Origin of the sequence: Burkholderia sp. Bp8986, assembly GCF_003854225.1 — a bacterium.
Lineage (GTDB): Bacteria > Pseudomonadota > Gammaproteobacteria > Burkholderiales > Burkholderiaceae > Burkholderia.
Genome location: NZ_QTQM01000012.1, coordinates 131,401 through 153,707, shown reverse-complemented (window position 1 = coordinate 153,707; position 22,307 = coordinate 131,401). Strand labels below are relative to the sequence as shown.

The 22,307-nt window shown below is 68.6% G+C and carries 25 protein-coding genes and 1 tRNA gene; 7 read left to right on the top strand and 19 right to left on the bottom strand.

Annotated features, from left to right (window positions below):
- Positions 1-13: 13 nt before the first annotated feature.
- The 13 genes from ureC to hemN all read right to left on the bottom strand — a co-directional run bounded on the left by ureC (position 14) and on the right by hemN (position 12,825).
- Complete coding sequence (ureC, locus tag DID99_RS14295) at positions 14-1,720, bottom strand: urease subunit alpha (RefSeq protein WP_044846265.1); 1,707 nt, start codon at positions 1,718-1,720, stop codon at positions 14-16.
- A 28-nt stretch (positions 1,721-1,748) separates the two neighbouring features.
- Positions 1,749-2,054: an urease subunit beta gene (locus DID99_RS14290; protein ID WP_044846264.1), complete on the bottom strand. Its 306-nt coding sequence runs from the start codon at positions 2,052-2,054 to the stop codon at positions 1,749-1,751.
- A gap of 14 nt (positions 2,055-2,068) precedes the next feature.
- Positions 2,069-2,371, bottom strand: a complete 303-nt coding sequence (gene ureA / locus DID99_RS14285) for an urease subunit gamma (protein WP_006406310.1) — start codon at positions 2,369-2,371, stop codon at positions 2,069-2,071.
- Between the two features lie 236 nt (positions 2,372-2,607).
- The gene (locus tag DID99_RS14280; protein ID WP_124487745.1) at positions 2,608-3,483 is read right to left on the bottom strand and encodes an urease accessory protein UreD; all 876 of its coding nucleotides are present in this window, start codon (positions 3,481-3,483) and stop codon (positions 2,608-2,610) included.
- Positions 3,484-3,656: 173 nt separating this feature from the next.
- Entirely contained in the window at positions 3,657-4,349 is a 693-nt protein-coding gene (gene urtE / locus DID99_RS14275) for an urea ABC transporter ATP-binding subunit UrtE (RefSeq protein WP_124487746.1), read from the bottom strand.
- Positions 4,350-4,353: 4 nt separating this feature from the next.
- Complete coding sequence (urtD, locus tag DID99_RS14270) at positions 4,354-5,211, bottom strand: urea ABC transporter ATP-binding protein UrtD (RefSeq protein WP_044846261.1); 858 nt, start codon at positions 5,209-5,211, stop codon at positions 4,354-4,356.
- Positions 5,208-6,395 carry an urea ABC transporter permease subunit UrtC gene (urtC, locus tag DID99_RS14265; RefSeq protein ID WP_044846260.1) on the bottom strand — a complete coding sequence of 396 codons (1,188 nt, stop codon included), beginning with the start codon at positions 6,393-6,395 and terminating at the stop codon, positions 5,208-5,210. Before urtC ends, urtD begins: the two co-directional genes overlap by 4 nt.
- 1 nt (position 6,396) lies before the next feature.
- Positions 6,397-8,016, bottom strand: a complete 1,620-nt coding sequence (gene urtB / locus DID99_RS14260; protein ID WP_124487747.1) for an urea ABC transporter permease subunit UrtB — start codon at positions 8,014-8,016, stop codon at positions 6,397-6,399.
- A 133-nt stretch (positions 8,017-8,149) separates the two neighbouring features.
- Entirely contained in the window at positions 8,150-9,457 is a 1,308-nt protein-coding gene (urtA, locus tag DID99_RS14255; RefSeq protein ID WP_124487748.1) for an urea ABC transporter substrate-binding protein, read from the bottom strand.
- Positions 9,458-10,007: 550 nt separating this feature from the next.
- The gene (locus DID99_RS14250) at positions 10,008-10,331 is read right to left on the bottom strand and encodes a rhodanese-like domain-containing protein (RefSeq protein WP_006758748.1); all 324 of its coding nucleotides are present in this window, start codon (positions 10,329-10,331) and stop codon (positions 10,008-10,010) included.
- A gap of 11 nt (positions 10,332-10,342) precedes the next feature.
- On the bottom strand, positions 10,343-10,999 hold the full coding sequence (locus DID99_RS14245) for a protein-L-isoaspartate O-methyltransferase (protein WP_124487749.1): 657 nt from the start codon (positions 10,997-10,999) through the stop codon (positions 10,343-10,345).
- Positions 11,000-11,103: 104 nt separating this feature from the next.
- The gene (locus DID99_RS14240) at positions 11,104-11,361 is read right to left on the bottom strand and encodes a hypothetical protein (RefSeq protein ID WP_044846256.1); all 258 of its coding nucleotides are present in this window, start codon (positions 11,359-11,361) and stop codon (positions 11,104-11,106) included.
- A 72-nt stretch (positions 11,362-11,433) separates the two neighbouring features.
- The gene (gene hemN, locus DID99_RS14235; RefSeq protein WP_124666963.1) at positions 11,434-12,825 is read right to left on the bottom strand and encodes an oxygen-independent coproporphyrinogen III oxidase; all 1,392 of its coding nucleotides are present in this window, start codon (positions 12,823-12,825) and stop codon (positions 11,434-11,436) included.
- A gap of 170 nt (positions 12,826-12,995) precedes the next feature.
- Here hemN and DID99_RS14230 point away from each other — a divergent pair, with 170 nt between their 5' ends.
- The 3 genes from DID99_RS14230 to DID99_RS14220 all read left to right on the top strand — a co-directional run bounded on the left by DID99_RS14230 (position 12,996) and on the right by DID99_RS14220 (position 14,937).
- The gene (locus tag DID99_RS14230; protein WP_044846310.1) at positions 12,996-13,307 is read left to right on the top strand and encodes a YkgJ family cysteine cluster protein; all 312 of its coding nucleotides are present in this window, start codon (positions 12,996-12,998) and stop codon (positions 13,305-13,307) included.
- 141 nt (positions 13,308-13,448) lie between these two features.
- Positions 13,449-14,030 carry a DUF1439 domain-containing protein gene (locus DID99_RS14225; protein ID WP_044846254.1) on the top strand — a complete coding sequence of 194 codons (582 nt, stop codon included), beginning with the start codon at positions 13,449-13,451 and terminating at the stop codon, positions 14,028-14,030.
- Positions 14,031-14,106: 76 nt separating this feature from the next.
- A complete protein-coding gene (locus DID99_RS14220; RefSeq protein WP_044846253.1) occupies positions 14,107-14,937 on the top strand; it encodes an undecaprenyl-diphosphate phosphatase in 831 nt (276 codons plus the stop codon).
- A 124-nt stretch (positions 14,938-15,061) separates the two neighbouring features.
- Here DID99_RS14220 and trmB read toward each other — a convergent pair whose 3' ends face one another.
- A complete protein-coding gene (gene trmB, locus DID99_RS14215) occupies positions 15,062-15,829 on the bottom strand; it encodes a tRNA (guanosine(46)-N7)-methyltransferase TrmB (protein ID WP_059605632.1) in 768 nt (255 codons plus the stop codon).
- Positions 15,830-15,971: 142 nt separating this feature from the next.
- Positions 15,972-16,046 (bottom strand) — tRNA-Gly (locus DID99_RS14210).
- 304 nt (positions 16,047-16,350) lie between these two features.
- On the opposite strand from DID99_RS14210, the gene DID99_RS14205 reads away from it, so the two are divergent.
- Positions 16,351-16,695, top strand: a complete 345-nt coding sequence (locus tag DID99_RS14205) for a cupin domain-containing protein (RefSeq protein ID WP_124666962.1) — start codon at positions 16,351-16,353, stop codon at positions 16,693-16,695.
- A gap of 62 nt (positions 16,696-16,757) precedes the next feature.
- Here DID99_RS14205 and DID99_RS37840 read toward each other — a convergent pair whose 3' ends face one another.
- Entirely contained in the window at positions 16,758-16,922 is a 165-nt protein-coding gene (locus tag DID99_RS37840; protein WP_260427300.1) for a hypothetical protein, read from the bottom strand.
- Between the two features lie 373 nt (positions 16,923-17,295).
- Between DID99_RS37840 and DID99_RS14195 the strand changes: the two genes are divergently transcribed.
- Positions 17,296-18,456, top strand: a complete 1,161-nt coding sequence (locus DID99_RS14195) for an enolase C-terminal domain-like protein (protein WP_124551319.1) — start codon at positions 17,296-17,298, stop codon at positions 18,454-18,456.
- Between the two features lie 83 nt (positions 18,457-18,539).
- Here DID99_RS14195 and DID99_RS14190 read toward each other — a convergent pair whose 3' ends face one another.
- The 3 genes from DID99_RS14190 to DID99_RS14180 all read right to left on the bottom strand — a co-directional run bounded on the left by DID99_RS14190 (position 18,540) and on the right by DID99_RS14180 (position 20,569).
- Positions 18,540-19,076: a chromate transporter gene (locus tag DID99_RS14190; RefSeq protein WP_124521610.1), complete on the bottom strand. Its 537-nt coding sequence runs from the start codon at positions 19,074-19,076 to the stop codon at positions 18,540-18,542.
- Entirely contained in the window at positions 19,073-19,684 is a 612-nt protein-coding gene (locus DID99_RS14185) for a chromate transporter (protein WP_124571040.1), read from the bottom strand. The genes DID99_RS14190 and DID99_RS14185 overlap by 4 nt, the downstream gene beginning before the upstream one ends.
- A gap of 129 nt (positions 19,685-19,813) precedes the next feature.
- On the bottom strand, positions 19,814-20,569 hold the full coding sequence (locus DID99_RS14180) for a DeoR/GlpR family DNA-binding transcription regulator (RefSeq protein WP_044846306.1): 756 nt from the start codon (positions 20,567-20,569) through the stop codon (positions 19,814-19,816).
- A gap of 81 nt (positions 20,570-20,650) precedes the next feature.
- Here DID99_RS14180 and DID99_RS14175 point away from each other — a divergent pair, with 81 nt between their 5' ends.
- Entirely contained in the window at positions 20,651-21,256 is a 606-nt protein-coding gene (locus DID99_RS14175) for an NUDIX domain-containing protein (protein ID WP_044846237.1), read from the top strand.
- A 79-nt stretch (positions 21,257-21,335) separates the two neighbouring features.
- Positions 21,336-22,220, top strand: coding sequence for a Sir2 family NAD-dependent protein deacetylase (locus DID99_RS14170; RefSeq protein ID WP_124487755.1), 885 nt, complete (start codon positions 21,336-21,338; stop codon positions 22,218-22,220).
- Positions 22,221-22,307 lie beyond the last annotated feature (87 nt).

Sequence of the window (22,307 nt, the reverse complement as noted above, 5' to 3'; positions counted from 1 at the left end):
GGAAAACCGGAAATCAGAACAGGAAATAGCGCTGCGCCATCGGCAGCACCGTCGCCGGCTCGCAGGTGAGCAGCTGGCCGTCGGCGATCACGTCGTAGGTTTCGGGATCGACGCTGATCGACGGGCGCCATGCGTTGTGGATCATGTCGGCCTTCGTCACGTTGCGGCAGTTGCGCACGGGCACGACGCGCTTCGCGAGCCCGTAGCGTTCGGCGATGCCCGCGTCGGCCGCCATCTGCGACACGAAGGTCAGCGACGTGCGCGCGAGCGCGCCGCCGCGCGTGGCGAACATCTCGCGGTAGTGGACCGGCTGCGGCGTCGGGATCGACGCGTTCGGGTCGCCCATCTGCGCCATCGCGATCATCCCGCCCTTCAGGATCATCGACGGCTTGATCCCGAAGAATGCGGGCTCCCACAGCACGAGGTCGGCCCACTTGCCGGGTTCGATCGAACCGACTTCGTGCGCGATGCCGTGCGTGATCGCCGGGTTGATCGTGTACTTCGCGACGTAGCGTTTCGCGCGGAAGTTGTCGTTGCGCGCGCCGTCCTCGGGCAGCGCGCCGCGCTGCACCTTCATCTTGTGCGCGGTCTGCCAGGTGCGGATGATCACTTCGCCGACGCGGCCCATCGCCTGCGAGTCGGACGACAGCATCGACAGCGCGCCGAGATCGTGCAGGATATCTTCGGCCGCGATCGTCTCGCGGCGGATCCGCGATTCGGCGAACGCGAGATCCTCGGCGATCGACGGATCGAGGTGGTGACACACCATCAGCATGTCGAGATGCTCGTCGAGCGTGTTGATCGTGTACGGGCGCGTCGGGTTGGTCGACGACGGCAGCACGTTCGCTTCGCCGCACACCTTCAGGATGTCCGGCGCATGGCCGCCGCCCGCGCCTTCGGTGTGGTACGTGTGGATCGTGCGGCCCTTGAACGCGGCGACGGTCGATTCGACGAAGCCGCCTTCGTTCAGCGTGTCGGTGTGGATCGCGACCTGCGTGTCGGTGTCGTCGGCGACCGACAGGCAGTTGTCGATCGCGGCGGGCGTCGTGCCCCAGTCTTCATGCAGCTTCAGGCCGATCGCGCCGGCCGCGATCTGCTCGACGAGCGGCTGCGGCAGGCTCGCGTTGCCCTTGCCGAGGAAGCCGAGGTTGATCGGCCAGCCGTCGGCCGCCTGCAGCATCCGCTCCATGTGCCACGGGCCCGGCGTGCAGGTCGTTGCGTTGGTGCCGGTGGCGGGCCCCGTGCCGCCGCCGAGCATCGTCGTGACGCCCGACGCGAGCGCTTCGTCGATCTGCTGCGGGCTGATGAAGTGGATGTGCGTATCGATGCCGCCGGCCGTCACGATCAGCCCTTCGCCGGCGATCACTTCGGTCGCCGCGCCGATCGCGATCGTCACGCCGGGCTGGATGTCGGGATTGCCGGCCTTGCCGATCGCGGCGATCCGGCCGTGCTTGATCGCGATGTCGGCCTTCACGATGCCCCAGTGATCGAGGATCACCGCGTTCGTGATGATCGTGTCGGGCACGTCGGCGGCCACGCGCTGCGACTGGCCCATCCCGTCGCGGATCACCTTCCCGCCGCCGAATTTCACCTCCTCGCCGTAGGTCGTGAAGTCGCGTTCGATCTCGATCAGCAATTCGGTATCGGCGAGCCGCACGCGGTCGCCCGTCGTCGGCCCGAACATTTCCGCGTACGCGCGGCGGCTCAAGCGTAGTGTCATGTGCTGTTCCTGAAGAGCGGGGCGCGGCTTACAGCGGCCCCATCACCTTGCCCTGAAAACCATAGACGGCGCGTTCGCCGGCCAGCTCGACGAGCTCGACGGTGCGCGTCTGGCCCGGCTCGAAGCGCACGGCCGTGCCGGCCGCGATGTTGAGCCGGAAGCCGCGCGCGGCCGCGCGATCGAACGACAGCGCGTCGTTGACTTCGAAGAAGTGGTAGTGCGAGCCGACCTGCACCGGGCGGTCGCCGGTGTTCGCGACGACGAGCGAGATCGTCGCGCGGCCCGCGTTCAGTTCGTGCTCGCCGTCGTCGGTGAGGATTTCGCCGGGGATCATGCGTGCTACCTCGGTCACGGAATCGGGTGGTGGACGGTGACGAGCTTGGTGCCGTCCGGGAAGGTCGCCTCGACCTGGATGTCGGGGATCATCTCCGGCACGCCGTCCATCACGTCGTCGCGCGTGAGCAGCGTCGTGCCGTAGTGCATCACCTCGGCGACGGTCTTGCCGTCGCGCGCGGCTTCCATCAGCGCGGCGGTGATGAACGCGACCGCTTCCGGATAGTTGAGCTTCAGCCCGCGCGCGCGGCGGCGCTCGGCCAGCAGCGCTGCCGTGAAGATCAGCAGCTTGTCCTTTTCTCGGGGAGTCAGTTTCATGAAGGCAGTCGTTCAGGAAAACGTAATTTTTATCGGTGCGCGGGATGCCGGCGGGGGCGCGGTTCATCGTAGCACCGTGCCGTTGTTCCTGCGTCGTGTATCCGATATGTAAGCAGCAAGGTGCGTGCCATGTCGGTGCGGCGTGCGGCGATGCGCGATCGTGGTGCGCGATGCATGGATCGTGGGCAGCACGGGCGGCGCTGCTGCGCCGAAACGGTGCGTGCCGGGCCGCGTGCTCAGGTCTGCCAGAGGCGCAGCGGTCGCGCGTCGACACCGTGCACGAGCGGGCGCAGGTGGAGCCAGCAGCCGGCGAAGTGACGCTGCAGCGCTTCCATCGACGTCGACACCGCGCGCACCAGCACGACGCCCGGCGTCACGCAGGTCGCGCCCGCGCGCAGCGTGTCGTCGAACGGCATCCGCGCGCCAAGCATTTCGGCGAGCGCGGCATCGCACGCGGCGCCGGCCGCCCACAGCGTGCCGTACACGGGAAAGCCGGCGAGGCCCTGCAGCGCGCCGCGCAGCGGATCGTGCGCGTCGAGCAGCGCGCGCTCGGTCCACAGCGGCCGGCCGTCGGCATCGACGAGTGCCGAACCCGACACGATGCGGCCCGCCGACCACGTTTCGCCGGCCGCCTGCCGGCCGAGCTGCGTCGCGTCCCAGCCGATCGCGCTCGCGCCCGCGCCGAGCGTCACCGTGAAGTCCAGCGCGGCGTGGGCCGCGTCGAAGAACAGGTTGTTCTGCGGCAGCCAGTCGAGCTTCGCGTGCGCGCCGACCGTGATGCCGATGCGTTGCGTCGCGTCGAGGCCGTTCGACTTGTACCACTTGGTCGCGCCGGGCGTCGTCAGCACCGCGTGCGTGCCGTCGCCGAGCGCGATGTCGATGTCGAGCCGGTCGCCGCCCGCGACACCGCCCGGCGGGTGGACGATGACCGCGTGGCAGATCGCGTCGCCTTCCGGATACAGCGGCCGCTGCACGCGCAGCGGGCCGTCGTGCAGCCGATGGACGAGCGTCGTGCGCGCGCCGTGCCGTTCGAAGCCGAGTTCGAGACGGCCGCGCCACGACTTGGCGACGGCGGGGCGGGACAGCGGGGCGTGGGAATCGAGGGCGGACATCGGCGGGAAGCAGGGAACGGGCGCGGTGATCGAGGATGCTACCGCAACACTATACGCTTGGGTGTTCGGGTTGCCGAACGTGGCGTAGGGGAGCGGCGACGGCACCGGCCATCGCGTGACATGCGTCGACCGTCGGCGCAACGCGTCGGCGCAATCCTGCGCTGCGTGGCGCGCTACACCGCGATCAGCTCGCGCACGCCGTTCGTTTCCATGTCCCGCGCATCGCCGCCGGCGATGACCTCGCCGCGGCTCATCACCCAGTAATGGTCTGCGATCGAGCGCGCGAAGTCGTAATACTGCTCGACGAGCAGCACGGTCATCTTCGATTCGTCGACGAGCTGGCGCAGCGTGCGGCCGATGTCCTGGATGATCGACGGCTGGATGCCCTCGGTCGGCTCGTCGAGGATCAGCAACTGCGGCTCGCTCATCAGCGCGCGGCCGATCGCGAGCTGCTGCTGCTGGCCGCCCGACAGGTCGCCGCCGCGCCGGGCGCGCATGTCCTTCAGCACCGGGAACAGGTCGTAGATGCGGTCGGGCACTTTCGATGGCGTCTTGCGGCTTGCCGCGCCGACGAGCAGGTTCTCCTCGACGGTGAGCCGCGGAAAGATGTCGCGGCCCTGCGGCACGTACGCGAGACCGGCCGCGACGCGCGCATACGGCGGCAGTGCGCCGAGCGCGGTGCCGCGCCACGACACGCTGCCGCTCTTCGCGGCGACGACGCCCATCAGGCAGCGCAGCAGCGTGCTCTTGCCGACGCCGTTGCGGCCGAGCAGCACGGTGAGCTTGCCGTCGTCGGCGGCCAGCGTCACGTTGCGCAGGATGTGGCTGCCGCCGTAGTACTGGTTCAGTGCATCGATCTTCAGCATTGCGTCACCGTCCGAGGTAAGACTCGATCACCGCGTCGTCGCGCTTGACCTGGTCGAGCGTGCCTTGCGCGAGCACCGCGCCTTCGGCCATCACCGTCACGCGGCCCGTGTCGCCCGCGAGCGCCGCAACGAACTCCATGTCGTGCTCGACGACCATCATCGAGCAGGTGCCGCGCAGCGTGTTCAGCAGCTTCGCGAGTTCCATCGTCTCGTGGTCGGTCATCCCGGCCGCCGGCTCGTCGAGCAGCAGCAGGGCGGGGCGCTGCATCAGCAGCATGCCGATCTCGAGCCGCTGCTTCTGCCCGTGCGACAACTCGCCGGCCGCGCGATACGCGTCGCTTTCGAGGCCGATCAGCGCGAGCGTCTCCTCGATCTTCGCCTGCGCCGCGCGGTCGAGCCGCGCGCGCAGCGACGCGAGCCAGCCCTTGTCGGTCTGCATCGCGAGTTCGAGGTTTTCCCACACCGGATGCTGTTCGAACACGGTCGGCTTCTGGAATTTGCGGCCGATCCCCGCGCGCGCGATCGCGGGTTCGTTCATCCGCGCGAGGTCGATGGTCTGGCCGAGAAACACCTTGCCGGCATCGGGCCGCGTCTTGCCGGTGATCACGTCCATCATCGTCGTCTTGCCCGCGCCGTTCGGGCCGATCACGCAGCGCAGCTCGCCCGCGTCGATCGCGAGCGACAGCTTGTTCAGCGCGCGAAAGCCGTCGAAGCTCACCTCGATGTCCTCGAGGTAGAGGATCGTGCCATGCGACGTGTCGATGCCGGGCGGCGCCACGCGGCCCATCGATGCGCTGCCGCTGACGGCCAGCAGCTCGTCCTCGGGCGGTGGCGTGAACTGGTAGAGGGCGGTGCCGTTCATCCGCGTTTCCCCTTTGCGAGCAGCGTGTCGACGAGGCCCATGATGCCGCGCGGCAGCAGGAGCGGCACGAGCACGAAGATCAGGCCGAGAAAGAACAGCCAGTATTCGGCGAAGTACGCGGTAAAGAGGCTTTTCGCGCCGTTCACCGCGAATGCGCCGACGATCGGCCCGATCAGCGTGCCGCGCCCGCCCACCGCGACCCAGATCGCCATTTCGATCGAGTTGCCGGGCGACATCTCGCCGGGGTTGATGATGCCGACCTGCGGCACGTACAACGCGCCCGCGATCCCGCACAGCACGGCCGACAGCGTCCACACGAACAGCTTGTACGCGAGCGGGCTGTAGCCGAGGAACATCAGCCGCGTCTCGCCGTCGCGCACCGCGGTGACCACGCGCCCGAGCTTGCTGGTGACGATTGCGCGCGCGACGATGAACGCGAGCACGAGCGTCGCGAAGGTCAGCAGCAGCAGCACCGTGCGCGTGCCGGGCGACGTGATCGGAAACCCGGCGATGCGCTTGAAGTCGGTGAAGCCGTTGTTGCCGCCGAAGCCCGTCTCGTTGCGAAAGAACAGCAGCATCGCCGCGAACGTCAGCGCCTGCGTGATGATCGACAGGTACACGCCCTTCACGCGCGAGCGGAACGTGAAGAAGCCGAACACCCACGCGAGCACGGCCGGCACGAGCACGACCAGCGCGAGCGCCCACGCGAGATGCTGCGTGCCGCTCCAGTACCACGGCAGTTGATGCCAGTCGAGAAACACCATGAAGTCGGGCAGGTCGCTGCCGTACTTGCCGTCGCGGCCGATCTCGCGCATCAGGTACATGCCGATCGCATAACCGCCGAGCGCGAAGAAGAGGCCGTGGCCGAGGCTGAGAATGCCGCAGTAGCCCCACACGAGATCGAGCGCGAGCGCGGCGATCGCGTAGCACATCAGCTTGCCGGCGAGCGTCATCGCATACGCGGACAGATGGAACGCGCTCGACTCGGGCGCGACCAGCGCGGCGAGCGGCACGCCGATGCCGATCGCGACGCACAGCGCGACGAGCGCGAGCCATGCGCGACGCGACAGCAGCGCGGGGCGGGGCGGCAGGCCGAGCGCGAATTTTTCTTCCGCACGCGCGGCGGCAGCGGGCTTCGGCGCGTCGGCGATCGGCTTCGACAACGAATCGGTGATTGAAGTCATGTCAGGCCTCCGCGCTGCGTCCCTTCGGGGCGAACATGCCCTGCGGACGTTTCTGGATGAACAGCACGATCATCACGAGCACCGCGATCTTCGCGAGCACGGCGCCCCAGAACGGCTCGATCGCCTTGCTGACGAGGCCAAGCCCGAAGCCGCCGAGCACGGTGCCGGCGATCTGGCCGACCCCGCCGAGCACGACCGCCATGAACGAATCGATGATGTAGTTCTGCCCGAGGTCGGGGCCCACGTTGCCGATCTGCGACAGCGCGCAGCCGCCGAGGCCCGCGATGCCCGCGCCGAACGCGAACGCATACGCGTCGACGCGCGCGGTCTTCACGCCGACGCACGCGGCCATCCGCCGGTTCTGCGTGACCGCGCGCACGAACAGGCCGAGCCGCGTCTTCGTCAGCACGCCCCACGCGACGCACACGACCGCGAGCGCGAACGCGAGGATCGCGAGCCGGTTGTACGGCAGGATCAGGTTCTGCATCACGGTGACGCCGCCGCTCATCCACGACGGGTTCACGACCTGCACGTTCTGCGCGCCGAACAGCATGCGCGTCGCCTGGATCAGGATCAGGCTCACGCCGAAGGTCGCGAGCAGCGTCTCGAGCGGGCGGCCGTACAGGTGCCGCAGCACGAGCCGCTCCAGCACGACGCCGACCAGCGCGGCCGCCGCGAACGAGACGGGCACCGCGACGAGCGGATACCAGTCGAACGCGGCCGGCGCGTAGCGCTGGATCAGCATCTGCACGACATAGGTTGCGTACGCACCGATCATCAGGAATTCACCGTGCGCCATGTTGATCACGCCGATCAGCCCGTACGTGATCGCGAGGCCGAGCGCCGCGAGCAGCAGCACGCTGCCGAGCGACAGGCCCGCGAACACGGTGCCGGCGATTTCGCCGCGGCGCTGCAGCGCGTGCAATGCGTCGAGGCCTTGCTGCGCGGCGTCGCGCACGCGCGCGTCGGGTTCCGTGTAGCTGCCGTCGGCATTCTTCGCGACGAGCGGGCGCAACTGCTCGATCATGTCGAGGTCGCGGCGCGCGGCCACCACCTGCACGGCTTCGAGACGCTTCGCCGGATCGGCGTCGTGCAGCGCGGCGATGGCCCACAGTGCGTCGAGGCGGCGCTTCAGCGCGGGATCGGTTTCCTTCGCGCGCGCGCGATCGATCATCGGCTTGAGCGCCGGGTCGGGCGACTTCAGCAGCGCATCGATCGCGTCGCGGCGCGCGGCGACGTCGGGCGACGCGAGTGCGAGGCCCGACAGCGCGCCGGCGATCTTCGTGCGCAGCAGGTTGTTCAGCATCACGGGCTGCGCGTCGCCGGCCGGCGTCGCGGCTTGCGTGAGCGCGTCGCGCGCGGTGTCGCCGGTCTGGATCAGCAGGCGGCCGTCGCCGGTCGCGAGCGCGTCGCCGCTCGACAGCGCATTGAGCAACGCGACGGCGCGCGGGTCGGCATCGGCGGCGAGATGGTCGACCGCGGCCGTCTTCGCGTCGAAGTCGTCGCCGGCGAGCGCGGCGGTATCGGCGGCCGTCAGGGCGAACGCGGCGCGCGGCAGTGCGCCCGCCAGCGCGGCACAGGCGACGACCGCGACGGCGGCGCGGCGAAAGCGTGTAGGCATCGGGAGATCCTGTCGGGCGTGGGAAAGCGGGTTCGTGCGGCGGTGCGCGTGCGATGCGTTACGGTGAGTACCGGCATTCGCGCACCGGCCTGCAAGCGGAGCGCCACGCCGGTGCGCTGCGCCCCGCATCACATCAGGCCAGCGCCGCGCGCTGCCGGCGCAGGAACGCCGGGATCGAGCTGACGATGTCCGGCTTGCCCTGGTTGCCTGCGATGTACGGGCTCCACGGCTGCGCGCGCACCGCGGTCTTCGTCTTCCACACGACGTTGAATTGCCCGTCGCCGCGGATCTCGCCGATCATCACCGGCTTGTGCAGGTGATGGTTGCCGTCCATCGAGAGCGTGAAGCCCGAGGGGCCGGCAACGGTCTGGCCGATCATCGCGACGCGCACCTTGTCGACGTCGGTGCTCTTCGCCTTTTCGACGGCCTGCTTCCACATGTGGATGCCCACGTAGGTCGCCTCCATCGGATCGTTCGTCACGCGCTTCGCGCCGCCCGGCAGGTTGTTCGCCTTCACCCACGCGGCAAACTGGTCCTTGAACTTCGTGTTGGTCGGGTTCTTCACCGACATGAAGTAGTTCCACGCGGCGAGATGGCCGACGAGCGGCTTCGTGTCGATCCCGCGCAGCTCTTCCTCGCCGACCGAGAACGCGACCACCGGCACGTCGGTCGCCTTGATCCCCTGGTTGCCGAGTTCCTTGTAGAACGGCACGTTCGAATCGCCGTTGATCGTCGAGACCACGGTCGTCTTGCCGCCCTGGGCGAAGTTCTTGATGTTCGCGACGATCGTCTGGTAATCGCTGTGGCCGAACGGCGTGTAGACCTCCTGAATGTCGGCGTCCTTCACGCCCTTCGATTTCAGGAACGCGCGCAGGATCTTGTTGGTCGTGCGCGGATACACGTAGTCGGTGCCGAGCAGGAAGAAGCGCTTCGCGCCGCCGCCTTCCGCGCTCATCAGGTACTCGACGGCGGGGATCGCCTGCTGGTTCGGCGCGGCGCCCGTGTAGAACACGTTGCGCGACATTTCCTCGCCTTCGTATTGCACCGGGTAGTAGAGCAGGCCGTTCAGTTCCTCGAACACCGGCAGCACCGACTTGCGCGACACCGACGTCCAGCAGCCGAACACGCACGCGACCTTGTCCTGCGTGAGCAGCTGGCGCGCCTTCTCCGCGAACAGCGGCCAGTTCGATGCGGGATCGACGACCACCGGCTCGAGCTTGCGGCCCATCACGCCGCCGTTCTTGTTGATCTCGGCGATCGTCATCAGCGCCGTGTCCTTCAGCGACGTTTCGGAGATCGCCATCGTGCCCGACAGCGAATGCAGGATGCCGACCTTGATCGGGCCCGTGCCCGCATCGGCCGCGTGAGCGAACGGACTCTTGCCTGCCAGCGCGAGTGCACCGGCCATCGAACCGAACTTCAACAGACTGCGACGTTTCATCGGGATCCCCTTGTCATGTTGGATGTGCGTGCGCCGTGGCGGCGCCGGCATCGGAGTAACGCAAGGCATGTGCCAGTCGCGCCGATGCACGCCGGGCGTGCCTGTGCGGGGCGGCGCGGGGCGCCGGCGCGGTGCGCATGACGCGTCGTGCAGCATGCGCGATCCGTTGCGGTGCGCTCGTGCGGGCGCAAATGGTGCACGGCTGGGGCCCGGGTTCGAGCGCGTGCGTCACACGTCGAAGGGGGTGCGGCGCGGGATCGATGCGCACGCATCCGGCCGTGTCGTGTCGGCGTCGCGTGCACATGGCTTGGTCATGAAGTGCCAGGGGAAGGGCGAGGCGCTCCGCTCGACGGGTGCGTTGCCCGGGTTCTCGCCGCCTCGCGTCATCGAGCGGACGCGGATGGCCGGCGTGCGGGAACAAACGGAAGAGGATGGAACGGTGCAGCAGAAACGCAAACGGGCGCGCGATGCGCGCCCGTTCGGCGGGACTGGAGCGATCGGCTATTACTCGCCGGTCGCCGTGGCGGCGCGCGATGCGCCGCCGGGAAGGTCAGTAACGCGGTACGGACGGATCGACGTCACGCGACCACGCGTCGATGCCGCCCTGCAGGTTGTACAGCTTCGTGAAGCCGCGCGATTCGAGGAACATCGCGACTTGCGCGCTGCGCATCCCGTGATGGCACACGCAGACGATTTCCGCTTCGTCGTCGAGCTCCTCGCTGCGCGCGGGGATCTGCTGCATCGGGATCGACACGCTGCCGGCGATCTGCGCGGTCGAGATTTCCCACGGCTCGCGCACGTCGAGCACGACCGGCGCGGGGCGCGCCGGATCGCGAAGCCATTCCGCGAGCATCGCGGGCGTCAGGATCTGCATGGGGCCGCCGCTCAGAACTTGAAACGCGACGGTTCGATCGCGTTGACGAGGTGGTCGACGTAGGTTTCGAATACGTCGGCGACGCGGTACTGCTTCTCGTCGATGCGCGTGATGACCTGCGCCTTCATCACCGGACGGCCGCCGACGAACGCCGACAGGCGGCCGCCGATCTTCAGCTGTTCGAGCATCTGCTGCGGCACGACCGGCAGGCCGCCCGCGACGCAGATCACGTCGTACGGCGCCTTGTCGGGCCAGCCGAGCGAGCCGTCGCCGAGCGCGACTTCCGCGTTCGTCACGCCGTCGTTGCGCAGGTTGTCGGCCGCGAACTTCGCGATGGCCGGATCGATCTCGACGGCCGTCACGTGCTGCGCGCGATGCGCGAACAGCGCGGCCAGGTAGCCCGAACCCGCACCGATCACGAGCACGTTCTCGTGCTTCTTGACCGCCAGTTCCTGCAGCACGCGCGCTTCGACTCGCGGGAACAGCATCTTGCTGCGGCCGCCGGGCAGCGGCAACTCGAGGTCGGCGAACGCGAGATCGCGGTGTTCGGGCGACACGTAGTGTTCACGCTTGACGATCGACAGCAGGCCCAGGACGTCCAGATCCAGCACGTCCCACGGCCGGATCTGTTGTTCGATCATGTTGAAACGCGCGTTTTCGATATTCATGGTGTGGTCACGCAGCCAGGTCGGCCATCAGCGGGGATAGAGAAACTTCGTGATTGTACCAAACGGGGCGGCGGCGAAGCCTTCAGACGGCCTGCAACAGACCTTTACGCCTTGCTCTTCTTGATCTGCGCCTCGAACGCGAGGTCGAGCTTGCTCGCCTTGCGCGGCTTTTTGGGGCCGAATTCGTCGACGAACCTGACGAATTCGTCGAGCGGCAGCGGCTCGCTGCGTTTCTCGGCGGTGCCGCCGGAGCGGTCGACCAGGTAGAACAGGCCGCCCGCCATCGCGACGGCGGCGAACTGCGGGTTGCCGGAACGGGTCTTCAGGCGTTCGACCGCGTGGGTTGCTTTGGTGGTGCGCATCGTGCGGGTTCTTGCAGGGGCGTGGAGCCCCTTACTTTATCAAACCGGCCGCCCGCATGCGGCCGTGCGGTGTCAGACGGTGCGCGAGTAGCGCTGATGCGGCGTCTGGCCGAGGTACGCGTCGAACGCCATCGCGATGTTGCGCACGACCATCCGGCCGGCCGGATGGATCGTCAGGCGGTCGCCGGCGACGGTCAGCAGGCCGTCCTGCTCGAACCCGCGTAGCGCGTCGAGCTCGCGCGCGAAGTGATCGGCGAAGCGGATCCCGTGCGCCGCCTCGATATGCGAGAACGGCAGTTCGAGGTTGCACATCAGCTGCGTGATCACGTCGCGGCGCAGCCGGTCGTCGGGCGTGAGCCGCACGCCGCGCGCGATCGGCAGCCGGCCCGCGTCGAGCGCGGCGCCATAGGCCGGCAGGTCCTTCGCGTTCTGTGCGTAGACGTCGCCGACCTTGCCGATCGACGACACGCCGAAGCCGATCAGGTCGGTATCCGCGCGCGTGCTGTAGCCCTGGAAATTGCGTTGCAGCGTGCCGTTGCGCTGCGCGCGCACGAGTTCGTCGGAAGGCCGCGCGAAGTGGTCCATCCCGATGTACACGTAGCCGGCCTGCGTCAGCATGTCGATCGCGAGGCCGAGCAGTGCGATGCGCGTTGCGGGCGGCGGCAGCGTCGCGTCGTCGATCTGCCGCTGCATCTTGAACAGGTGCGGCATGTGCGCGTAGCCGAATACCGACAGGCGGTCCGGCGCGAGCTCGATGATCGTCTCGAGCGTGCGCGCGAACACGGCGACCGTCTGGTGCGGCAGCCCGTAGATCAGGTCGACGCTGACCGATTGGAAGCCCGTCGTGCGCGCGGCCGACAGCAGGTCGGCCGTCATCGCGAGCGGCTGGACCCGGTTGATCGCCTGCTGCACGACCGGATCGAAATCCTGCACGCCGAGGCTCAGCCGGTTGAAGCCGATGTTGCGCAGGTGGACGAGCGTCGCGGGCGTGACCGTGCGCGGGTCGATCTCGATCGAGAACTCGGCGCCGGCGTCCGGCGCGAGCGCGAAATGTTCGCGGGTGGCCGCCATCAGTTCGGCCGTTTCGTCGTCGGACAGGAAGGTCGGCGTGCCGCCGCCCCAGTGAAGCTGCGTGACCGGGCGCGCGGGATCGAACAGCGCGGCCTGCAGCGCCAGTTCGCGCTTCAGTTGCTCGAGATACGGGCGCGCGCGGCGGCGGTTGTTGGTCGCGATCTTGTTGCAGCCGCAATAGAAGCAGGCCGTATTGCAGAACGGGATGTGAAAGTACAGCGACAGGTCGCTCGCCGACGCGCCGGGATCGCCCGCGGCGCGCACGTAGTCGGCCGGGTCGAATTCGTCGCGGAACTGCAGCGCGGTGGGGTAGGACGTATAGCGCGGCCCGTTCGCACCGTACTTCGCGAGCAAATCGGGACGGAACAGTGTGTCGGCAGAACCGGAACTCATGATGGTCTCGCGCTTTTTGGATGCTTTGGAGTATATGAACGCGCGTTCCGGCTGCATTGTGTAATAACGTCGCAGCCGGCGGTGGCACAATGCGCGGTGGGCTGCCGCACGCTGCGTCCGGTTGCCGCACCGTTTTTTGTTGTTCGTGAGAGAGCCGAGTGTCCGTCGAAATGCCTGTCCGTCCGGCGCCCGCCGAGGTCCCGCCGCCGCACGCGTGCCGCGAGGGGTGCGGCGCATGCTGTATCGCGCCGTCGATTTCCTCGCCGATTCCGGGAATGCCCGACGGCAAGCCGGCCGGCGTGCGCTGCGTGCAGCTCGGCGACGACCTGCGCTGCCGGATCTTCGGCCGGCCCGAGCGGCCCGCGTGCTGTTCCGGGCTGCAGCCGTCCGCCGAGATGTGCGGTGCGTCGCGCGACGACGCGCTCGCGTGGCTGACGCGCCTCGAGATCGCGACGCAGCCGTCGCCCGGCGCGGCCCGCTGACGCGCTGCCCGCGCTGTCGTTTGCCGGCACGCGCATGGAACCGGCGACGCGCGTCGAAGCACTAACTTGGGTCCCCGGCGCCACATGGGGCGGAGCCGATAACCGGACTGCCGCTTCGCCCGATACAGGAGATTGTTCAGCATGACCGCATCTTGCACGCCTGGCCGGCGCCGCTTCCTCGCCGCTTGCGCCGGCGCCATTGGCGTGTCGGTATCGCTCGCCGCCTGCGCGTCGACGTTTCCGTTCATTCCCGATCACTACACGTTCTCGCGCGGCGACGTGCAGAAGGCCGTCGCGCGCAAGTTTCCGTACCAGAAGACGGTCGCGCAGGTCGTCGACGTGTCGCTGGCGAATCCGGCCGTCAACCTGCTGCCCGACCAGAACCGCGTCGCGGTGCAGCTCGATGCGCATTTCGCGAGTCCGTTCCTGAGCGAACCGGTGAGCGGCAAGTTCACCGTGTCGGGCCAGCTGGCCTACGACGCGCCGAGCCGCTCGGTCGTGCTGAAGGCGCCGGCCGTCGACAGCCTCGTGCTCGACGGCAACGCGCAGATGTACGCGCAACAGGTCGGCGCGGCCGCCGGCCTGCTCGCGACGCAGGTGCTGACCAACTATCCGATCTATACGTTCAAGCCCGAGCAACTGCAATTTGCCGGCGTGAACTACGAACCCGGTACAATTACGATTCTTACAAACGGCATACGCGTGGCGATCGTCGAAAAGTGACGGCGCACCGCGCGGCCGGGTGGGCCGCGGCGGTGACGCGGCCCTTTCTTTCGACTACTTCGGAGTTGGGCCACGGATGGACTGGATCCTGATCTGCAAGGCATTGATCCTCGGCGTCGTCGAGGGGCTGACGGAATTCCTCCCGGTGTCGAGCACCGGCCACCTGATCGTCGCGGGCAGTTTCCTGAATTTCAACGATGCGCACGCGAAGACCTTCGACGTCGTGATCCAGTTCGGCGCGATTCTCGCGGTCTGCTGGGAATACCGGCAGCGGATCGTGTCCATCGTGTCCGGGCTGCCGAGCCGGCCCGACGCGCAGCGCTTCACGCTGAACGTCGTGATCGCGACCATTCCCGCGATCGCGCTCGGCCTGCTGTTCGAGAAGAAGATCAAGGCCGTGCTGTTCTCGCCGGTGCCGGTCGCATTCGCGCTCGTCGTCGGCGGCGCGATCATCCTGTGGGCCGAGGCGCGGCAGCGCGAACGCAGCGAGCCGCCGCGCGTGCAGTCGGTCGATGCGCTCACGCCGCTCGATGCGCTGAAGGTCGGCCTCGCGCAATGCTTCGCGCTGGTGCCGGGCATGTCGCGCTCCGGCTCGACGATCATCGGCGGGATGCTGTTCGGCCTCGACCGGCGCGTCGCGACCGAATTCTCGTTCTTCCTCGCGATTCCGATCATCTTCGGCGCGACGCTCTATGAAACCGTCAAGGACTGGCAGGCATTCACGGTCGACTCGCTCGGCCTGTTCGCGCTCGGGCTGGTTGCCGCGTTCGTCAGCGCGTTCGTGTGCGTGCGCTGGCTGCTGCGCTTCGTCGCGACGCACGACTTCACCGTGTTCGCGTGGTACCGGATCGCGTTCGGCCTGTTCGTGCTGCTGGTGGGCTACAGCGGGTGGCTGAACTGGGCGTGATGCCGGTGCGGGGGCGCAGGTGCTCCCGACAGATGGATGAAGAACGGCCCGATCGGCAAGATGCCGGTCGGGCCGTTTTTCATGGCGCGGCGCGCAGCATGCGCCGTGCTGCCGCGAGTCGTGGTCAGCCGGCGCGCTTGCGGAACACCAGGTCCCACACGCCGTGGCCGAGCCGCAGCCCGCGCCGTTCGAACTTCGTGACGGGGCGGTAGTCGGGGCGCGGCGCGTAGTCGGCGGCCGTGTTTTCGAGCGTCGGTTCGGCGCCGAGTACTTCCAGCATCTGTTCCGCGTAGTTCTGCCAGTCGGTCGCGCAATGCAGGTACGCACCTGGTTTCAGGCGCGATGCGAGGTGCGCGACGAGCGGCGGCTGGATCAGCCGGCGCTTGTGGTGACGCGCCTTGTGCCACGGATCCGGGAAGAAGATGTGCACGCCGTCGAGGCTTTCCGGCGCGAGCATGTGCTCGAGCACTTCGACCGCGTCGTGCTGGATGATGCGGATGTTCGGCAGGTCCTGCTCGCCGATCAGCTTCAGCAGCGCGCCGACGCCCGGCTCGTGCACCTCGACGCCGAGGAAGTCGTCGCCCGGGCGATGCGCGGCGATTTCCGCGGTCGACGCGCCCATCCCGAAGCCGATTTCCAGGATGCGCGGCGCGCGGCGGCCGAACACGGCATCCCAGTCGGGGATTTCAGCGGCGTACGGCACGACGAATCGCGGGCCCAGATCGTCGAGCGCGCGGCGCTGGCCGGTCGACACGCGGCCGGCGCGCGTCACGAAGCTGCGGATGCGGCGTCGGTGCAGCGGATTGACTTCGTCGGCGCCGTCGGCGGCTTCGTCGGGAAGGGCGGCGTCGTCCGGCGGCAGGCCGGCTTCGTTCGGATCGTCGTGCATCATCGGTGACAGAGAAAGGCTTGGTTCGGGCGCGGGCCCGTTACGCCCGCTACGCGCAGCGGTGCTGCCGGATGGACAGGCAGATGGTACAAAAAAGCCGCCTTCGACGAGGCGGCTCTTGCGCAGGCTGCCGAGCAGCCGAAGGTGGAGCGGGCGATGGGAATCGAACCCACGTCATCAGCTTGGGAAGCTGAGGTAATGGCCATTATACGACGCCCGCAGAACGCGTAATTCTACAGGGTTTGGCGCGGATGTTGCAAGCGAGGCGTTTTGAGGCGTTTTGGCCGCCGGCCTTGAAACCGGCATGGCCCGGTGGCGGTGCGATCGATCGCCGGTAATGAGCGTCAAGGATCGGTCTGCAGCGGTCCGTCAACGCAAGGTCGTCCGGAAAATGCGCTGGCGGCGCGCCTGCATGCGGGCCCGTGTCGAAAATGGACGAGTCGGTGTCGGACGCATACAAGCTGCGGTGCAGCTTTCGAACTAACGTGACAGACCTCTTACCCGATCGTTAGTCTGGAGCTGACATGTCCGATTTCATCACCGTTCTGCGCAAAACCTGCCCGACCCCGGTCGTCGACGCGACCAAGTGGAAGCGCATCGGCGGCGATCCGCACACCGTGAACCTCAACGCCTACGTCTCCGAGGACGGCAGCAAGATCATGGGCACCTGGATCTGCACGCCGGGCAAGTTCGAGGTGAACTACGAGAAATGGGAGTACTGCCACTTCCTCGACGGCTACTGCATCATCACGCCGGAAGGCGAGGAGCCGGTGCACCTGAAGGCCGGCGACGTGTTCGTGATCGAACCCGGCATGAAAGGAACGTGGGAAGTGGTGGAGACGGTGCGCAAGTACTTCGTCTTCGCCTGAGCGTGTGGATCGGTTCGGGCTGCGCCAACGCGCCGGTCGCACCGACGCGTTGAGCCGCACCTTCAGCCGATACCGACGAACAGCGGATTCAGCCGGGGATCGCCAGCAGCGAACCCCGGCCCAATAAAATAAAACGCGTTCCGGTTCGGAAACAGCTCGCCGAGCGTGGTCGCACGCTCGGCCGGTTCCACTATCGCGCCGATCGCGCCGGGTGACGCGCTGTTCACCCGCTGTTTCCCCCCGGTTCACCGGCAGCGACATGTTTCGCATGCGATGCCGATCGGCGCAGCGGTGCCGCGGTACAAGCGTAAATCGTGGGGGCGCCATTGGATCTCGGCGCGCGTTGCCGAGGCCGCGCATGGCCGACGCGCAAGTGCACGTGTCACGCGCCTCGCGCATGACGGAGCACGCGTTCGCACACCGATGCGGTACGGCGCGATTCGGATGCTGTCGCTCAAGCCGCATGACTTCACGGCATCGCGACGATCGCGAGCCTGCAGGGTATCGCGCAAGCGCCTATGATGCAGCGATCCGCCCGTCACGCCGGCTGCCGCGCGTGCATGGCCCGCGAACGCCGAACGTTTTCCCGGAACCCCGACCATGCGCATCACCGACATCCGTGAGCAGGCGATCCCGGTTTCCCGCTATGCCGATCCGGCGATTCCGTCGGGCGGCCTGACGACGAGCGTCGTCGCGATCGTCACCGATGTCGTGCGCGATGGCCGGCCGGTCACGGGCTATGGCTACGCGTCGGTCGGCCGCCATGCGCAGGGCGGGCTGATTCGCGAACGGTTCGCGCCGCGTCTGCTGGCCGCCGCGCACGCCATCGCCGACGACGCCGGCACGAACCTCGATCCGTTTCGCGCATGGCGCGCGATGATGGCGGGCGAGAAGCCCGGCGGGCACGGCGAACGCTGTGTCGCGGTCGGCGTGCTCGACATGGCGATCTGGGATGCCGCCGCGAAGATCGCGGGCCTGCCGCTCCATCGCTTCGTCGCCGACCGGCTCGCGCGCCACGCGGCGCCCCGCGTGCGCGTCTACGCGGGCGGCGGCTACCGCTATCCGCACGACGATCTCCCGCACCTGTCGGACGAGATGCGCCGCATCGCCGATCTCGGCTACACGCACGCGAAGATCAAGATCGGCGGCCCGGATATCGACCAGGACACACGCCGCGTCGAAACCGCCGCGGCCTGCCTTGCCGACAGCTCGCATCTCGCGGTCGACGCGATGAACGCGTACGACGCGACGAGCGGCCCCGCTGCCGCCGCGCGGCTGGCCCCGTTCGAACTCTGGTGGTTCGAGGATCTGTGCGACCCGCTCGACCTGCCGCTTCACGCGGACCTGACTGCGCAATACACGCCGCCGGTCGCGGCCGGCGAGGCGTTGTTCTCGCTCGCGGAAGCGAAGCTGCTCGAGCGCTACGGCGGCCTGCGCCCGGACCGCGACGTCCTCGTGTTCGATCCGGTGCATTGCTATGGCCTGCCGGGCTACCTGCAGATCGTCGACCATTTCGTGTCGAACGGCTGGCGGCGCGATGCGTTCTGGCCGCATGGCGGTCATCTGTTCTCGCTGCACGTCGTGTCGGCGCTCGGGCTCGGCGGCGCGGAAGTCAGCCCGTTCGCGTTCCATCCGTTCAGCGGGCTGGCGGACGGCGCAACGGTCGACGCCGGCTACACGCCCGTGCCGCAGGCGCCGGGCATCGGTTTCGAGCTGCATGCCGATGCCTGTCGCGCGTTTCGCTCGGTCGCGGGCCGCTGACCGGCGCCGCCGGTGTCAGCGCGCGTCGATCGCGAAGCGGGCCGTGCATGCTTTGGCGGGCCGGCTTGGCGCGGATGCCGCCGTCAGCCGATCGCGTGCACGCCGACCAGCAGCAACGCGCCGACGACGATCAGCAGCAACGCATGAATGCGCGTGCCCATCACGCACACGGTCGACCCGACCGCGATCGCCCGCGCGGCCCAGCCGCCGTCGAGCGCGCGCAGCAGCACCCAGACCGACGCGAGGATCATGCCGGCCGCGACCGGGCGCAGGCCGGCTTCGAGTGCGATCTGCCAGCGTGCGCCCTGGTGCCGCCGCCACAGATGCGCGACGCCGTAGATCAGGAACGCGGTCGGCCCGAACAGCGCGAGCGTCGCGATCACCGCGCCCCAGAAGCCCGCCACCTGCCAGCCGATCAGCGTCGCGAGCAGCGAGCCGGGGCCGGGTGCCATCCGCGCGATCGCGAAGTCGTTCACGAACTGCGTGGCCGTCATCCAGTGATGCACGTCGACGACCTGCCGCTGGATGTCGGCGATGATCGCCTGTCCGCCGCCGATCGTCGCGATCGACAGCGGCGCGAATACGCCGAACAGGGCGGCGTAGCGTGACGGGGCAGTCATCGTTCGGCGCTCCCGCCGGTGGCGGCGCCCGCACGGCGGTATTCGAGCGCGACGCTCAGCGTGCCGCCGATCAGCACGGTCCAGACGAGCGGCCAGTGCAGCACCGCCACCGACACGAACGTCAGCGTCGTCACCGCGAAGGGCAGCGCGCGGCGCGGCAGCCGGCGCACCGCGGTGATCGCCATCGAGATCGACAGCCCGATCGCCGCGGCGGCCGCGCCCGCGAGTGCGACATGCGTGAGTGGAAAGCGCGTGAGCGTCGAGAACGCGACGCCGAACAGCACGATCAGCACGGCCGGCGGTGCGATGATGCCGGTGAAGCCGGCCACCGCGCCGCGCCATCCGGCCAGCCGGTAGCCGATCCAGATTGCGAGGTTCTTCACGTTGACGCCCGGCAGCGCCTGCGACAGCGCGAGGCCGTTGAGGAACGCCTCTTCGTCGAGCCAGCGCCGCTCGTGCACGAAGTCGCGCATCATGCGCCCGCTCAGCCCGCCGCCGAAGCTGGTGAGGCCGATTTGCGCGAACGCGATGAACAGGGCGAGGACGCCGGGGGGCGGGGCAGCGCCGTCGGGCGGCGCGGGTGCGATCGGGGTGGCGGGCGAAGACATCGGACGGACAAGGCGCGGCGGGTGGGCAGTCGCCCATGGTAGCAAGCGGTGCCTGTCAGCACGCTGACATCGGGCCGGCGAGGATGCTTGCGCAACGACGTCGGCGCGCCCGCCGAAACCGGCGCGCGGCTAGGCCCGCACGACCGTCACGCCCGCGGCCTCGATCGGCTCGGTCAGCGCCGCATCGGTTTCCCGTTCGACCACGATGGCCTGTGCGAGCGCGAGCTCGCCGATCACGAACTGCGACGCCGCACGCAGCTTGGATTGCGACGCCAGCACGATCGTCTCGCCGGCTCGCGCGGCCAGCGCGCGCTTGATCGCCGCTTCCTCGAAGTCGCCGGTGCTGAGCCCCGCGACCGGATGAACGCCCGTGACGCCCATGAAATACAGGTCGGCGTGGATGCGCGCGATGCCTTCCATCGCCGCGGCGCCCACCGCGACGATCGAATGCTTGTACAACCGTCCGCCGATCAGGATCACGTCGATCGACGGATGCGCGGCCAGCGCGACGGCGACGCTCGGGCTGTGCGTGACGATCGTCGCGCGCAGGTCGGGCGGCAACTGGCTGACGAGCAAGGCCGAGGTCGTGCCGCCGTCGACGATCACGACCTGTCCGGGCGCGATCATCTGCGCGGCGCGGCGTGCGATACGCCGCTTTTCCGCCGTGTCGAGCGTCTCGCGCTGCGCGAACGGCGCGACGGCCGGCGACGCCGGCAGCGCGCCGCCGTGCACGCGTTGCAGCAGGCCTTCGGCCGCCAGCTCGCGCAGGTCGCGGCGCACGGTGTCCTCGGACACGCCGAATTGCGCGCTCAGTTCGACAGCCAGCACCTGGCCGTCGCGGGCGAGCGCGTCGAGGATCGCTTTCTTGCGTTGGGTCGTCAGCATCGTGTTTGCACGAAATTTCTTGAAATTGCACGAATATGCACGTTACCATGAGTGCCATCACTTGTCGAATGGGAGGCCGCCATGGCCGCAACGCGGGACCGCGTCCGCATCGTCGATACGACGGTGCTGTCCGATGACTGGTATGTGCTGAAGAAGGTCACGTTCGATTTCCTGCGCCGCGACGGCACGTGGCAGCGCCTGAGCCGCGAAACCTATGATCGCGGCAACGGCGCGACCATCCTGCTGCGCAACGCGGCGACGGGCGATGTGCTGCTCACGCGGCAGTTCCGGATGCCGGCGTTCGTCAACGGACACGACGGGATGCTGCTCGAAGCCGCCGCGGGCCTGCTCGACGACGCGACGCCCGACGCACGCATCCGTGCCGAGGCCGAAGAGGAAACCGGCTATCGCGTGCGCGGCGTGCGCAAGGTGTTCGAGGCGTTCATGAGCCCGGGCTCGGTGACGGAGAAGCTGCATTTCTTCGTCGGCGAATACGATGCGTCGCTGCGCACGGGCGACGGCGGCGGGATCGCGGAGGAGGGCGAGGATCTCGAGGTCGTCGAGATGCCGCTGCACGCGGCGCTGGATGCCGTCGAGCGCGGCGAGATCGTCGACGCGAAGACGATCATGCTGCTGCAGTACGTCGCGCTGCGTGAACCCGCGGGCGGGCGCGCAACGACGGGATGAGGCCGCGGCGCGGCACTCGAACGGGCGTATGATCGCGCGACGCCATTCGTACACCGTTCGACGCTACCGCTGCGCCATCATGCCGATTTCCGATTCGCCCGACTCCACCGGTTCCGCCGATTCCAACGCCGCTGCCGCGCCACTGCCGGCGCATCTGGTCGCGTCCGCCGTCGAGGCGCTCGCGCGGGCCGATGCGCTGCTCGTGACGGCCGGCGCCGGCATCGGCGTCGATTCGGGGCTGCCCGATTTCCGCGGCACGGACGGCTTCTGGCGCGCGTATCCGGCGCTGCGCCACGAGCGTTTCGAATTCCACGAGATCGCGTCGCCGCACGCGTTCCGCGCGCATCCGCAGCTCGCATGGGGCTTCTACGGGCACCGTCTCGAACTCTACCGTCGGACGGTGCCGCACGCGGGCTTCGCGATCCTGCGGCGCTGGATGGACGCGATGCCGAACGGCGGCTTCGTGCTGACGAGCAATGTCGACGGCCAGTTCCAGAAGGCCGGCTTCGATCCGGCGCGTGTCGTCGAGATTCACGGTTCGATTCATTCGATGCAATGCCTGCGACCCTGCTCGGACGACACGTGGGACGCCGCGCCGTTCACGCCCGACGTCGATGCGGCCGCGTGCCGGCTGGTCGGCGAGTTGCCGCGCTGCCCGCGGTGCGGCGGCCTCGCGCGGCCGAACATCCTGATGTTCGGCGACCACGGCTGGCTCGGCGAACGCTACGACGCGCAGGAGCGGGCGCTGCACGACTGGATCGCGCAGGCAGGACGGGTGAGCGTCGTCGAGATCGGCGCGGGCACCGCGATTCCGACCGTGCGGCTGCTGAGCGAACGGCTCGGCGCCGACGTGATCCGCATCAACGCGCGCGAAGCGCATGCGCGCCGCGCGGACGTGATCGGGCTGAAGGGCGGCGCGCTCGCGACGCTCGCCGCGCTCGACCGCGCGTGGCACGGCGGTTGAACGCCGCACCCCGGCACGGCCTGCGTTCGCCCGTTGCGGTTGGCCGACGAGCGCCTGCACGAGTGCCGGGGCTTGTCGCACGGCACG

Coding starts and splice junctions, on each gene's coding strand:
- ureC (WP_044846265.1), bottom strand. CDS start 1,720: ATGACACTACGCTTGAGCCGCCGCGCGTACGCGGAAATGTTCGGGCCG.
- DID99_RS14290 (WP_044846264.1), bottom strand. CDS start 2,054: ATGATCCCCGGCGAAATCCTCACCGACGACGGCGAGCACGAACTGAAC.
- ureA (WP_006406310.1), bottom strand. CDS start 2,371: ATGAAACTGACTCCCCGAGAAAAGGACAAGCTGCTGATCTTCACGGCA.
- DID99_RS14280 (WP_124487745.1), bottom strand. CDS start 3,483: ATGTCCGCCCTCGATTCCCACGCCCCGCTGTCCCGCCCCGCCGTCGCC.
- urtE (WP_124487746.1), bottom strand. CDS start 4,349: ATGCTGAAGATCGATGCACTGAACCAGTACTACGGCGGCAGCCACATC.
- urtD (WP_044846261.1), bottom strand. CDS start 5,211: ATGAACGGCACCGCCCTCTACCAGTTCACGCCACCGCCCGAGGACGAG.
- urtC (WP_044846260.1), bottom strand. CDS start 6,395: ATGACTTCAATCACCGATTCGTTGTCGAAGCCGATCGCCGACGCGCCG.
- urtB (WP_124487747.1), bottom strand. CDS start 8,016: ATGCCTACACGCTTTCGCCGCGCCGCCGTCGCGGTCGTCGCCTGTGCC.
- urtA (WP_124487748.1), bottom strand. CDS start 9,457: ATGAAACGTCGCAGTCTGTTGAAGTTCGGTTCGATGGCCGGTGCACTC.
- DID99_RS14250 (WP_006758748.1), bottom strand. CDS start 10,331: ATGCAGATCCTGACGCCCGCGATGCTCGCGGAATGGCTTCGCGATCCG.
- DID99_RS14245 (WP_124487749.1), bottom strand. CDS start 10,999: ATGAATATCGAAAACGCGCGTTTCAACATGATCGAACAACAGATCCGG.
- DID99_RS14240 (WP_044846256.1), bottom strand. CDS start 11,361: ATGCGCACCACCAAAGCAACCCACGCGGTCGAACGCCTGAAGACCCGT.
- hemN (WP_124666963.1), bottom strand. CDS start 12,825: ATGAGTTCCGGTTCTGCCGACACACTGTTCCGTCCCGATTTGCTCGCG.
- DID99_RS14230 (WP_044846310.1), top strand. CDS start 12,996: ATGCCTGTCCGTCCGGCGCCCGCCGAGGTCCCGCCGCCGCACGCGTGC.
- DID99_RS14225 (WP_044846254.1), top strand. CDS start 13,449: ATGACCGCATCTTGCACGCCTGGCCGGCGCCGCTTCCTCGCCGCTTGC.
- DID99_RS14220 (WP_044846253.1), top strand. CDS start 14,107: ATGGACTGGATCCTGATCTGCAAGGCATTGATCCTCGGCGTCGTCGAG.
- trmB (WP_059605632.1), bottom strand. CDS start 15,829: ATGATGCACGACGATCCGAACGAAGCCGGCCTGCCGCCGGACGACGCC.
- DID99_RS14205 (WP_124666962.1), top strand. CDS start 16,351: ATGTCCGATTTCATCACCGTTCTGCGCAAAACCTGCCCGACCCCGGTC.
- DID99_RS14195 (WP_124551319.1), top strand. CDS start 17,296: ATGCGCATCACCGACATCCGTGAGCAGGCGATCCCGGTTTCCCGCTAT.
- DID99_RS14190 (WP_124521610.1), bottom strand. CDS start 19,076: ATGACTGCCCCGTCACGCTACGCCGCCCTGTTCGGCGTATTCGCGCCG.
- DID99_RS14185 (WP_124571040.1), bottom strand. CDS start 19,684: ATGTCTTCGCCCGCCACCCCGATCGCACCCGCGCCGCCCGACGGCGCT.
- DID99_RS14180 (WP_044846306.1), bottom strand. CDS start 20,569: ATGCTGACGACCCAACGCAAGAAAGCGATCCTCGACGCGCTCGCCCGC.
- DID99_RS14175 (WP_044846237.1), top strand. CDS start 20,651: ATGGCCGCAACGCGGGACCGCGTCCGCATCGTCGATACGACGGTGCTG.
- DID99_RS14170 (WP_124487755.1), top strand. CDS start 21,336: ATGCCGATTTCCGATTCGCCCGACTCCACCGGTTCCGCCGATTCCAAC.